At 71.9% G+C, this 12,930-nt stretch carries 9 protein-coding genes; 6 read left to right on the top strand and 3 right to left on the bottom strand.

Annotated features, from left to right (window positions below):
- The first annotated feature begins 87 nt into the window (after positions 1-87).
- The 5 genes from HCA58_RS03335 (at position 88) to HCA58_RS03315 (ending at position 6,984) form a co-directional block, all read left to right on the top strand.
- On the top strand, positions 88-1,887 hold the full coding sequence (locus HCA58_RS03335; protein ID WP_169596611.1) for a long-chain fatty acid--CoA ligase: 1,800 nt from the start codon (positions 88-90) through the stop codon (positions 1,885-1,887).
- A 14-nt stretch (positions 1,888-1,901) separates the two neighbouring features.
- Entirely contained in the window at positions 1,902-3,596 is a 1,695-nt protein-coding gene (locus HCA58_RS03330) for a GAF domain-containing sensor histidine kinase (protein WP_169596261.1), read from the top strand.
- Between the two features lie 7 nt (positions 3,597-3,603).
- The gene (locus HCA58_RS03325) at positions 3,604-4,272 is read left to right on the top strand and encodes a response regulator transcription factor (RefSeq protein ID WP_088972416.1); all 669 of its coding nucleotides are present in this window, start codon (positions 3,604-3,606) and stop codon (positions 4,270-4,272) included.
- 167 nt (positions 4,273-4,439) lie between these two features.
- Complete coding sequence (locus HCA58_RS03320; RefSeq protein ID WP_169596260.1) at positions 4,440-5,249, top strand: SAM-dependent methyltransferase; 810 nt, start codon at positions 4,440-4,442, stop codon at positions 5,247-5,249.
- Positions 5,200-6,984 carry a bifunctional diguanylate cyclase/phosphodiesterase gene (locus HCA58_RS03315; protein WP_169596259.1) on the top strand — a complete coding sequence of 595 codons (1,785 nt, stop codon included), beginning with the start codon at positions 5,200-5,202 and terminating at the stop codon, positions 6,982-6,984. Before HCA58_RS03320 ends, HCA58_RS03315 begins: the two co-directional genes overlap by 50 nt.
- A 22-nt stretch (positions 6,985-7,006) precedes the next feature.
- Here HCA58_RS03315 and HCA58_RS03310 read toward each other — a convergent pair whose 3' ends face one another.
- The 3 genes from HCA58_RS03310 to HCA58_RS03300 all read right to left on the bottom strand — a co-directional run bounded on the left by HCA58_RS03310 (position 7,007) and on the right by HCA58_RS03300 (position 10,977).
- Positions 7,007-8,131, bottom strand: coding sequence for a glycosyltransferase family 4 protein (locus HCA58_RS03310; RefSeq protein ID WP_169596258.1), 1,125 nt, complete (start codon positions 8,129-8,131; stop codon positions 7,007-7,009).
- A complete protein-coding gene (locus HCA58_RS03305; RefSeq protein WP_169596257.1) occupies positions 8,128-9,387 on the bottom strand; it encodes a M48 family metallopeptidase in 1,260 nt (419 codons plus the stop codon). Before HCA58_RS03305 ends, HCA58_RS03310 begins: the two co-directional genes overlap by 4 nt.
- Before the next feature lie 159 nt (positions 9,388-9,546).
- Entirely contained in the window at positions 9,547-10,977 is a 1,431-nt protein-coding gene (locus tag HCA58_RS03300; protein WP_169596256.1) for an NYN domain-containing protein, read from the bottom strand.
- 127 nt (positions 10,978-11,104) lie between these two features.
- On the opposite strand from HCA58_RS03300, the gene HCA58_RS03295 reads away from it, so the two are divergent.
- Complete coding sequence (locus tag HCA58_RS03295) at positions 11,105-12,859, top strand: DEDD exonuclease domain-containing protein (protein ID WP_169596255.1); 1,755 nt, start codon at positions 11,105-11,107, stop codon at positions 12,857-12,859.
- The last annotated feature ends 71 nt before the right edge of the window (positions 12,860-12,930 follow it).

Raw genomic sequence — 12,930 nt, 5'->3', positions numbered from 1 at the left:
TCCCGGACGGCCGGGCAGGTAGGTTTCGACGAGGCCACCGGCGCAGGTGGCGGCCCCACCGGGTCCCGCGAGCACGAGGGAGTGCAGGTGCGCGAGTTCACCGTCCCGCCGATCGTCACCGTCGGCGATTCGGCCAACCTCACCGATCCGGTCTGGGACAACGCCGAGACCGCACCCGACGCGGTGCAGTTCGTCCGCCGCGACGCTGCGGGAGGCTGGGCCGACGTGACCTGCCGACAGTTCCGTGACGAGGTGGCTGCGGTCGCTCGCGGGCTGGTCGCCGCCGGGGTGCAGCCGGGTGACCGGGTGGCGCTGATGAGCCGCACCCGGTACGAGTGGACGCTCGTCGACTACGCCGTCTGGGCGGCCGGCGCGGTCACCGTGCCGATCTACGAAACGTCGAGTGCCGAGCAGGCGGCCTGGATCCTGGGTGACTCCGGCGCGGTCGCCGTGGTGGTGGAAACGACCGCGCACGCCACACTTGTGGCCGGCGTCCGCGACCAGCTACCCGCGCTGTCGCACGTCTGGCAGATCGACCTGGGCGGGGTGGACGACCTGATGGCCGCCGGCGCCGAGGTCGAGCCGACCGAGATCGGGCGCCGCCGAGCGAACATGCGCTCCTCGGACGTGGCGACGATCATCTACACCAGCGGCACCACCGGCCGTCCGAAGGGTTGCGTCCTGACGCACCGCAACATGTACGCCGACATCGCCAACGCCGTCCCGGTGCTGCCGAACCTGTTCGGGCCGAACGCGTCGACGCTGCTGTTCCTGCCGCTCGCACACGCCTTCGCCCGGCTCATCCAGATCGGTGTGGTGCAGGCCCGGGCCACGATGGCGCACTGCTCGGACACCAAGAGCCTGGTCGCCGAGTTGCAGGAGTTCAAGCCGACCTTCGTACTCTCGGTACCCCGGGTCTTCGAGAAGGTCTACAACGGCGCCAAGCAGAAAGCCGAGGCCGACGGCAAGGGCAAGATCTTCGCCCGGGCCGAGGCGGTCGCCATCGCGTACAGCGAGGCGCTGGAGTCACCCGGCGGGCCCGGCCTGGCCCTGCGCATCCAGCACGCGCTCTTCGACCGGCTCGTCTACGGCAAGTTGCGGGCCGCGCTCGGCGGGCGCTGCCGGGACGCCATCTCCGGCGGCGCACCACTCGGCGCCCGGCTCGGTCACTTCTTCCGGGGCGTCGGCGTGACCGTCTGCGAGGGCTACGGTCTGACCGAGACTTCCCCGGCCGCCGCGGCCAACCTGCCCGGGTTCACCCGCATGGGCACCGTCGGTAGGCCGTTGCCGGGTGTGACGATCCGCATCGACGACGACGGCGAGGTCCTCATCGTCGGCGATCTCATCTTCCAGGGGTACTGGCACAACGACGCGGCCACCGCCGAGGCGATCACCTCCGACGGTTGGTTCCGCACCGGCGACCTGGGCTCGCTCGACGGTGACGGATACCTGACCATCACCGGCCGGAAGAAGGAGATCATCGTGACGGCCGGCGGCAAGAACGTCGCCCCCGCCGTGCTCGAGGATCAGGTCCGGGCACACCGCCTGGTCAGCCAGTGCGTGGTGGTGGGTGACCGGCAGCCCTTCATCGCCGCGCTGATCACCCTCGACGAGGAGGCGCTGCCGGCGTGGCTGGAGTCGGCCGGGCTGCCGGCCGACACCGGGATCGAGACGCTGCGCCAGCACGAGGGGATCCGCGCGGAGATCCAGGCCGCCGTGGACCGGGCCAACCAGTCGGTTTCCAAGGCCGAGGCGATCAAGGTCTTCCGGGTGCTGCCGCACGACTTCACCGAGGCGACCGGGGAGTTGACTCCGTCGCTGAAGGTCAAGCGTCAGGTCGTACACAAGACGTACGCGTCGGAAATCGCCGACATCTACCGCGGCTGACTACGATCCGTCACGTGCCCGCCTCCACATCCGCCCTGGCCCGCTCACACCCGCTCGCTGCGGCGGCGCGCGTCGTCGTGCTCACGCTGGTCGCTGTCCTGACCCTCTTCGCCACCCGTGACGTGACCCAACTGTGGTGGATCGTCCTGCTGGCACTGGCCGGGCTGCCGGCGATGCTGGCGCCTCAGCACCGGCTTGTCGGCCCGCTCAGCCGGGTGGCAGAGGTGATGGTGCTCGGGCTGGCGGCCAGCCAGATCGCCGCAGTGGCCACCGTCGGCGGACAGATCGGCGGGCTGGGGGCTTCCGCCGTGCTGCCCTACCTGGCCGTACCGGTGACCGTCACGGCGCTGCGTCGCCGGTTCGGTGAGGGCGCGGCACTGATCGCGGTGACCGCCGGCAGTCTGGTGCTCGCCGGCGCGGTCACCGAGGTCGGCGGGGTCCGCCAGCTCAGTCAGCCCGGCTATCTCGCTGTCTGCGCGCAGTGGCTGATCCTGGCCACCCTCGGCCTCTACGCGGCCGGCACACTGCACCGGGTCATGCAGGCCCGCCACGACAGCAAACCCCAGCCGTACGCCGAGGCGACCCGGCTGCTGACCCAGCTGCGTACGGTGGCCCGCCAACTGCCCGGTGCCACGCTCGACCCCGGTGGGATCTCCGAGCACCTGTTGGAGGAACTGCGCTCGGTGGCCCGTACCGACCGGGGTGCGGTGCTCTCCGCCAGCGGTGGTGGCCGGCTCGTGGTGCTCGCCCAACTCGGTGCGGACCGGGTCGACTGGGAAACCACGATCGACGCGGACTCGGCCATCGCCGATGCCTGGGCCAGTCAGCAGTCACAGACTTCGGCCCGCTCGCAGTCCCGGTCGCACCTCGGTGGGGAGGTCTCGGCACTTATCGTGCCGCTGGTGGCCGGACTACGCACGGTGGGTCTGGTGGTGCTGGAGACGGACACGGCGCAGGCCTACCCGCCCCCGGTGGTGGCGCAGGTGACCGGGCTGACCGGCCCGGCCGCGCTGCGTCTGGAGGCCGCCCTGCTCTTCGACGAGGTGCGCTCGCTGGCCACCAACGAGGAGCGGCAACGGTTGGCCCGGGAGATCCACGACGGGGTGGCCCAGGAGTTGGTGATGGTGGGCTACGGCATCGACAACGCTCTGGCCACCGTGCACGACGACGCCGAGGAGACCGCCGAGTCACTGCGCCTGCTGCGCCAGGAGGTGACCCGGGTGATCACCGAGCTACGGCTGAGCCTGTTCGAGTTGCGCAGCGAGGTGGACCGGCACGGTGGCCTCGCCGCCGCGATCGCCGAGTACGCCCGTACCGTCGGTGCCTCCGGTGGCCTGCGGGTGCACCTGTCCCTGGACGAGTCCACCGCCCGGCTTCCCGCCGCGACCGAGGCCGAGCTGCTGCGCATCGCCCAGGAGGCGGTCACCAACGCGCGCAAGCACGCGGGAGCGGCTAATCTCTGGGTCACCTGCGAGGTCGATCCCCCGTACGCGCAGATCGAAGTGTCGGATGACGGTCAGGGCATGGGTGACCAGCGCCCGGACGGGCACTATGGTCTTGCGATCATGGCTGAGAGAGCGGAACGTATCCGAGGCCGCTTGGAGATCAGGCCGCGACAGCCGAGTGGGACGACCGTCGCGGTGGTGCTCGGTTCACCGCCCCGACGCGATAACGTTCGCGGTGTCGCCGCCGCAGCAGAAGGGGAGTAAGCCGAGGATGACCACAAGCCCGACACCGGCAACCCGGACCAAGGTCCTCCTTGTCGACGATCACGACCTGATCCGCAAAGGCCTGCGGCACGCATTCGAGCGCGATCGGCAGTTCGAGGTCGTCGGCGAGGCCGCCACGGCGGCGGAGGGTGTCCGGCAGGCGGGTGCCTTACAGCCGGATGTGGTGATCATGGATCTGCGGCTGCCCGACGGCAGTGGTCTGGAGGCCACCCGGGCGCTGCGCAAGTCCAGCGCGACGATGGGCATCGTGGTACTCACCATGTACGCCGGCGACGACCAGCTCTTCGGTGCCCTGGAGGCCGGTGCCAGCGCATTCGTACCGAAGACCGCGCCGGCCGACGAGGTGGTTGCCGCCGCCCGGCACGCCGCCTCCTCCCCCAGCGCTTTCACCGCCGCCGACCTCGCCGAGGCGATGAAGCGGCGCCTCGCCCCGTCCGGCCCGCAGCTGTCTCCTCGCGAGGGTCAGGTGCTGCGGCTGCTCGCCGACGGAATGAGCGTCGCCGGCATCGCCAAGCAGCTGTTCGTCAGCGAGTCGACCGCCAAGACCCACATTTCGAAGCTCTACGAGAAGCTCGGCGCGGCCAACCGGGCTCAGGCGTTGATGACCGCGTTGCGGCTCGGTCTGCTCGAGGCACCGGACGCCCCGAAGTTCTGACCGGCGCGACACCGATGAGGATCCGTGCCTCGCCACGCGGCGGGGACACGGATCTTCGCGTTGATCGATCTTTGGCACGTACCAGCTATGGCCTCCCATGCGAAGTCGGGGCAGAATACCCGCCGGGGCGGCGTTGTCGCCGATGGTGTGCGGAGGGGTGAGGGCACTTGCAGCGGCCGGACTGGGCACCCGAGACAATCGACGTCGAACGCCCCAGCGTCGCCCGCATGTACGACTACTATCTCGGCGGCTCACACAACTTCGCCGTGGACCGGGCGGCCGCCCGCGCGATGGTCGCGGCGGTACCGCAGGCACCCCTGATGGCCCAGGCCAACCGTGCCTTCCTTCGCCGGGCCGTGCAGTTCCTCACCGACGCCGGCATCCGGCAGTTCCTCGACATCGGCTCCGGCATCCCCACCGTGGGCAACGTGCACGAGATCGCGCAACGGCACGCCCCCGACTCGCGGGTGGTCTACGTCGACGTCGACCCGGTCGCGGTGGCGCACAGTCGGGAGATCCTGGCCGGCAACGACCACACTGCGGTCGTCCAGGAGGATTTGCGCCGCCCCGACCGGATCCTGACCCACCCCGACGTACGCGCGATGCTCGACTTCTCCCAACCGACTGCCGTGCTGGTGGTGGCGGTCCTGCACTTCGTCTCCGACGACGACCGGCCCACCGAGGTGTTGCGAACGTTGCGGGCGGCACTGACCCCCGGTAGCTACCTGGTCCTGTCCCAGGCCAGCGACGACGGCCGGGACGAAGCCGAGCGGACCGAGGCCGAAGAGGTCTACCGGCGTACCGACAGCCCGTTGTGGATCCGCAGCCGGGCCGAGCTGACCGGGTTCTTCGACGGCTTCGAGCTGGTCGAGCCCGGCGTGGTGTGGGTGCCGCAGTGGCGTCCGGAGACCCCGGAGAGCGCCGAGGATGCCGAACGGGCGGTGTTCCTCGGCGGGGTCGGACGCCTCGGTGGGTGAGCCGTCGGGCGACCAGCCCTGCACCAGCGTGTTCGCCCGCGCCTGGGCGAAGGCGGTGGTGGGCACCAGCTATCTGCCGATGACGCACGCCCAACTGGAGACGCTGCTGCAGCGGCTCACCGACCTGCTGGCCGAGGCACTGCGGGCGGAGCCGCTCGACCTGCGGGTGGGGCATCGGGTCGCCGACGAGTTGGTCGCCTCGCACGTCGCCTCCGCCGAGGCACTCGGCCGGACCGTCGAGGTGATCCAGCTTCGGCTGATCCGCGATCTCGACCTGGTCGCCGACGACGTCGAGGACCGGATGGCACGGCTGCTGGGCGCGGTCGCCACCGGCTACGCCCGAGCACTGCGGGACCGGACCCTCGATGAGCAGGAATCCATCAGGCGTGCCGCGATGACCGCCCGTGCGCAGGCCGAGCAGGCCCTCCGGGCCAGCGAGGCCCGCTTCCGGCACCAGGCCACCCACGACCCGTTGACCGAGCTACCGAACCGGACGCTCTTCGCCGAGCGTCTCGCCGCCGCCGTCGACGGGTCGGGAGACGGTCGCTGCCGGGTAGGGCTGTGTTTCCTCGACCTGGACCGGTTCAAGCGGGTGAACGACTCGTTCGGGCACCAGATCGGCGACCGCGCCCTGGTGGCGGCGGCGCGGCGACTGCGGCAAGCCGTCGAACCGCACCTGGTCGCGCGGCTCGGTGGGGACGGCTTCGTCGTCCTCGTCGAACGGTCCACCGGTACCGGGGACGTGGTCGCCGTCGCCGAGGCGGCACTGGCTGCACTCTCCGAGCCGGTGGTGGTCGACGGGCACGACGTGACCGTCACGGCCAGCGTGGGCGTCGTGGAGCGGCGGATCGCCGGCACCTCACCTGACGATCTGATGCGGGCCGCGGGCAGCACCCTGCACTGGGCCAAGTCGGCCGGAGGCGCGGGGTGGGCCCTGTACGACGCGGAGCGCGACAGCCGGGAACAGGCCCGCCAGGAGTTGAGCGCGGCCATCCCCGCAGGCCTGGAACGGGGCGAGTTCTTCCTCGACTACCAGCCGTTGACCTCGTTGCACGACGGTTCGCTGCTGGGTGTCGAGGCGTTGGTGCGGTGGCGGCACCCGCGACTGGGTGTGCTGAGCCCGGACCGCTTCATCAGCCTGGCCGAGGAGACCGGGTTGATCGTGCAGCTCGGTGGCTGGGTGCTCGCCGAGGCGTGCCGCGAGGCGGTCGGCTGGGTGGGTGGCTCGGGCCGCCCCCCGTACGTCAGCGTCAACCTCGCGGTCCGCCAGATCCGCCGACCCGGTCTGGTGCAGGAGATACAGGCGTTGTTGCGGCGAACCGGTCTGTCACCGAACCGGCTCCAACTCGAGATCACCGAGAGCGCGATGATGACCACCTCCGAGGAACCGGTACGCGCCCTTCGTGCCCTCGCCGACCTGGGCATCAGGATCGCCATCGACGACTTCGGTACCGGCTACAGCAACCTGGCCTACCTCCGGAACCTGCCGGTGACCGAGTTGAAGGTGGCAGGTGAGTTCGTCCGTGGCCTGCGCACCCCGCAGGCCCACGCCGACGAGCGGATCCTCGCCTCGCTCGTCTCTTTGGCGCACGCGCTGGACCTGACGGTGACCGCCGAGGGGGTGGAGACCGGCGGACAGGCCGATCGACTGCGGGCGATCGGCTGCGACGCCGGTCAGGGCTGGCACTTCGGCCGTCCCGCCTCCCCCGACCAGATCCTTGCCCGCATCCGCTGAGTCAACCCGCAGCCGCCCGGTCTCAACCGGCCAGCAGCGTCGCCAGGCGGTGGGCCTGCGTCTCCCAACGCCACTCCCGCTCCACCCACGCCCGGCCGGCCGCGCCGAACTGCCGGGCCAGGTCCCGATCAGCCAGTAGGGTGGCCACTCGGTCGGCGAGTTCCGCCGGATCCCGACCGTCGACCACGTAGCCCGTCTCACCCTGACGCACCGCGTCCGGGGCGCCACCGGAGTTGCCGGCCACCACCGGCAGCCCGGTCGCCGACGCCTCCAGGTAGACGATGCCGAGCCCTTCGACGTCCAGGCCCCGGTTGCGGGTACGACACGGCATGGCGTAGACGTCGCCGGCCGCGTAGTGTGCGGGCAGTTCGACCGAGGGCACCGAACCGGTGAAGACGACGTCCCGCTCCACCCCGGTCTGGCGGACCAGCCGGGTCAGCGTGGTGCGGTACGGACCACCACCGACCACGAGCAACGCCGCGTCGGGCACCCGGCGTCGGATCAACGGCATCGCCCGGATCAGCATGTCCTGGCCCTTGCGCGGCACCAGCCGCGACACGCAGACCACCACCGGCCGGTCGGTCAGGCCGAGCCGGTGCCGCACCGCGGTCCCGTCGACGGACGGGTGGTAGACGTCGGTGTCCACCCCGGGCGCGAGCCGCCGTAGCTCGGTCAGCCCGTCGAGTGCCCGGGCCAGCCGGGTGCGGGTGTACTCGCCCAGGTAGGTGACCACGTCGGTGTCCCGACCGATGCGCCGCAGCGCCGCCCGGGCCATCGGCAGCGCCGCCCAACCGATCTCGTGCCCGTGGGTCAGCGCCACCACTCGCCGGATCCCGGACCGCCGACGCAACCCGGCGGCGAGCAGGCCGAGCGGGGCGGCCGCACCGAACCAGACCGTGTCGCACCCGTACGACCGGGCCAGTTGGGCGGCCCGACGCGCCACCAGCGGGGTGGGAAGCAACATCGTGGTGCGCTCCCGCACCACCTCGAACGGCTGGTCGGCGTCGAACTTGTCCGCCCCGGCCCAGCGCGACGCGTACACCACCACCGAGCCGGCCGGTTGGCGCACCGCCAGGTTGTGCACGAACGACTGGATTCCACCCGGCCGGGGCGGGAAGTCGTTCGTCACCAGCAACGTGCGGTTCACCGGCCGACCTCCCGGGCGTAGGCGCGGGCGGCGGCGATCCGCTCCACCGTGGACGGATGGGAGGCCGAGTAGAGGTACTCCCAGCGGGGCGGATCTGGGTCGGCGAGATTGATCGCGGACAACCGCCGCTGCATCGACTCGAACGCCGACGGGTCCCCGGTCAACGCGAGCGCATGCGTATCGGCGCGAGCCTCGACCCGCCGCGACATCAACGCCTGCACCGGGGCGAAGACCACTCCAGCCACCGTCACCAGGGCGAGCAGCAGCGCGAACGCCCGAGGCTGAGCCACCGAGTCGACGCCGGCCAGGCGCAGCAGCGGCGGCCAGGAGCCGATCAGGTAGAGCGCCACCACGGCGGCGGCGGCACCGAGCGCGCCGGTGAGGGTGCCCACCGGCACGTCCCGATCCCGGGCGTGGCCCAGTTCGTGTGCCACCACGGCGGTCACCTCGGCCGGCGTCGCCTCGCGTAGCAGGTTGTCGTAGACCACGACCCGGCGGGTCGGGCCCATCCCCGAGACGTACGCGTTCACCGCCCGGGTACGTCGGGACGCGTCGGCGACAAGCACGTCGCGCACCGGCACGCCGTCGCGTTCGGCCAGTTCCATCAGTTGACTGCGCAGCGGCGAGGGCTCCATCGGGCTGAACCGGTTGAAGACCGGCTCGACCAGCACCGGCAGCACGAAGGAGAGCAGCGCCACCAGGGTGGCGGCCCCGGCCGCACCGAACGCCCACCACCATCGGGGGGCGAGTCGTACGACGGTGTAGAAGCCGAGCAGCGCCACCGCGCCGATGACGGCGCTGACCGCGTACGACTTGAACAGGTCCACCGCCCAGCCGCCCCAGCCGTTGGTGGCCAGCCCGTATCGGGTGAGCACGCTGTGCCGCCAGGCCGAGAACGGCAGCGTCACCAGGTCGGCGACCAGCACCACGGCCAGGCCACCGACGATCGCCTGCGCGGTCCAGTGCCCGCCGAAGGGGCGCCCGGCCAGCTCGACGAGGCGACTGCCCAGCGGGGTCAACCCGAGCGCCAGGGCCACCAGCAGTCCGACGCCGAGTGCCGCCCAGCCGCCGGGACGCAACGCGGACCGGAACTGCCGGGCCCGCTCCACCTGCCCGGTGGGCAGGTCACGCAGGGCGGCTAGCTGGTCGGCCCGGGGGGCTGGTGGCCGCTGCCACGGGATCAGCACGAGTGCCGCCACGAGCAGGGCGACGCCCAGCCCGACCAGGGTCAGCAGCGCCCACCCTCGCGGGCTCACCGCGACGCCTCGTCCGGCGACACACCGAGGCGGACACGAATGACGAAGTCCCCCGCCGTACGCCTCATTCCGCCGTTCCTGTCGCCATGGGCGCCCATCCTATGTCGCGGTACCCGCGTGTCCCACGCCTGGCGGCCCGCCCACTCACCATCGGCGGACTCAGGACCGCGACAACCGGCGTACCAGTGAGTCGGCTCCCAGCGGGTACGCGCCGTGCCGGCGTACCCCGTCGGCCACCTCACGGTCGGAGGACACCACCACCACGGGACGACCCGGTGGTTCGGCACGGACCAGCCGGCGGATCAACTCGTCGGCGGTCTCACCCTTGCGTGAGAACAGCACCCGAACGCCGCGCGGCGCCGGTGGCAGGCCGTGCACCCGTTCGGCACCGTCAAAGACCACGGTGACCTCGTCACCGGTCTGGGCGGCGATTCCACCGAGGCCGCTGATCAGCCGCTTGCGCTGCTGTTCCAGGGACATGTCGCCGAAGCCGCGTTTGGTCACGTTGTAGCCGTCGACGACCAGGTGCGCCCGGGGCAGCGCCAGTAGCTGGTCCAGCCGGCCCGGGTCGTCGGTGTCCTGGGCACGGGCCACGGCTGCGGTGGCGGTGGGAGAGTCGGTGAAGGAATCGGCCACGAAGTCGGCTGGCAGCTTGTCGACCGGATCGAGGGCCAGCTCACGGCGTAGCCCGACGGCGGCTTGACCGATCGTTTCCAGCAGAAGCCACAGACGCGCGTCGTCGACCGAACGGGCCTCCTTGGCGCTGCTGCGGGCCGCCCCGGCCACGGCCTCGGCCTCGGCCAGCCGGGCCCGGACCCGGCGCAGTTCGGCGTCCGCGTCGGAGGCGGCCCGGTTGGCCCGGCCCCGCTCGGTGGCCAGCAGCTCGTTCGCCCTACGCTCCCGGGCCTGGCTCTCCCGTAGCGTTCGGGCCAGCTGCCGGGCCTCCTCGCGCAGTTGGCCCAGTTCCTCGCGCACCCGGGCCAACTCGTCGCGTAGCTTGTCGGCCTCGACCCGGGCCACCGCCCGATCGTGTTCGGCCCGGGTGGCCCGCTGTTCGGCCTGCCGGACCAGTTCGGCAACCACCGCCGTGTCCGCCTCGGCGCGGACCGCCGCCCCACTGGCTTCGATCAGCTCACGCCAGCCCGGCGGGCGGGCCAGGTACGCCAGGGCGGCCACCTCGACCGGATCCGCGGCGGCGGGAGCGGTGCCCTGCACCACAGCGGCACCCAGGTCACCGGCGTCGGCCAGAACCCGCGCGGTGGCCCGCTGCCGGAACAGCGGATCGGCGGCGAGTTGGGCGGCTATCGCCCGCGCGCCGAGCCGGGCGCGCCGGTTCGGGGCGAACTTGGCCACCCGGCGCAGCGGTACGGGTACCTCGTCGGCAGGCAGGCCGGGCAACACGGCGGCGGTGAGCGAGACGATCCGCTGTCGCACCGGCTCGGGCAGGCTCGGCTCCGGCTCCGGCGGCCCTGGGTCCGCCGGCCCGGTGTCCGTCCCCGAGCCGGCGGCGGCGCTGTCACCGGCCGCGGGCACCGCGACGACCTGCTCCTCCTGCCGGAGGTTGTCGTCGTGCGGCTCGGTGAGGGGCATGTGGCAAGTCTCCCACCGCGACCGGGCCCACCGCCCGGTGAGTGAGCCGATCTCTCATCCTAGACCTGTGGTCACCTGTGGGACCGGTGGGGCGCGAGTGTCGCACCGGGCCGCTACGGTGCCGCGGATGGCAGCACAGGAGTTCCGGCAGCCGGCGCTGGCCGGGCTCGACCCGATCGTGGACGGCGTCGACCCGACGCTGCCGCTGTACGCGACGACGTTCGTGGTGGTCGATCTCGAGACGACCGGTGGCGCTCCCGACAGTGGTGGCATCACCGAGATCGGCGCGGTGAAGGTGCGCGGCGGCGAGGAACTGGGGGTGCTGGCCACCCTGGTCAACCCCGGGGTGCCGATTCCACCGTTCATCACCGTGCTGACCGGCATCACCCAGGCGATGCTGCTGCCGGCTCCGCCGATCGAGCAGGTACTGCCGAGCTTCCTGGAGTTCGTTTCGGACGCCGTGCTGGTCGCCCACAATGCGCCGTACGACGTCGGCTTCCTCAAAGCGGCCTGCGCGAAGCACGGCTACCGCTGGCCGAACCCGCGGGTGCTGGACACGGCGGCGCTGGCCCGACGGGTTCTGCTGCGCGACGAGGTGCCCAATCGCAAGCTCGGCACCCTCGCCGCGTACTTCCGGGCCGCCACCCAGCCGACCCACCGGGCGCTGGACGACGCCAAGGCGACCGTCGACGTGCTGCACGGGCTCATCGGGCGCCTCGGCGGGCACCGGGTCGACACCATCGGCGACGCCATCGAGTTCGCCCGCGCGGTCACCCCTACACAGCGCCGCAAGCGGCACCTGGCCGATGGCCTGCCCCGGTCCCCCGGCGTCTACATCTTCCGCGCCGCCGACGACCGGGCACTCTACGTCGGCACCTCCCGGGACATCGCCACCCGGGTTCGCAGCTACTTCACCGCCTCGGAGAAGCGCGCCCGCATCTCGGAGATGCTGGCCGCCGCGGTACGGGTGGAGGCGGTCGAGTGTGCGCACTCACTGGAGGCCGAGGTGCGGGAGCTGCGGTTGATCGCGGCGCACGCGCCGCCGTACAACCGCCGGTCGAAGTTTCCGGAGCGGGTGGTCTGGCTGAAGCTGACCGACGGGCCGTACCCCCGGCTGTCGGTGGTCCGGGAGATCTCTGCGGGTGACCGCGCCTACCTCGGCCCGTTCACCTCGCGGCGCACCGCCGAGTTGGCCGCCGCCGGCTTCCACGACGCAGTGCCGCTGCGTCAGTGCACCCACCGGCTGTCGTTGCGCACCGTGACGCCGGCTTGCGCGTTGGCAGAGTTGGGCCGCTGCCCGGCACCGTGCGAGCACCGGATCTCCCCCGAGGAGTACGACGCCCGCGCGGTGACGCCGTTCGCCACCGCCACCACCGGCGATCCACAGCCGGTGGTGGACGCCCTGCTCGCCCGGATCGAGGCGCTCTCGGCCGGCCAACGCTACGAGGAGGCGGCCGCGTTGCGCTCCCGCCTCGCGGCGGTGCTGCGGGCCACCGTACGTATGCAACGTCTCGCCGGGTTGAGTGGGCTGGCCGAGGTGGCCGCCGCCCATCCGGCGGCCGGCGGCGGCTGGGAGCTGGCGTTGGTGCGGCACGGCCGCCTCGCCGGGGCGGGTGTGTCCCCGCCCGGGGTCCATCCTCGACCGACGTTGGCCGTCATCCGGGCCACCGCCGAGACGGTGCCGCCGGGGCACGGCCCGGTCCCCGCGGCCAGCCCGGAGGAGTCGGAACGGATCCTGTCCTGGTTGGAACGACCGGATACCCGGCTGGTGGAGATGTCCGCCGGTTGGTCCTCGCCCGTGGGCGGTGCGGCACGGTTCCGCGACCTGTTGACCAAGGCTGAGAATGCGGCATCCCGACAACTCTGGTCCGAACGCTCATGAGCTACTGTCCGATCGGACTACGTCAACTCACTTACTCTGTTAAGGGAGTGCAGTCCTGCCCGTTTCGAGGG

Origin of the sequence: Micromonospora sp. HNM0581 (assembly GCF_012726175.1) — a bacterium.
GTDB lineage: Bacteria > Actinomycetota > Actinomycetes > Mycobacteriales > Micromonosporaceae > Micromonospora.
This window is presented reverse-complemented; position numbering and strand designations above follow the sequence as displayed.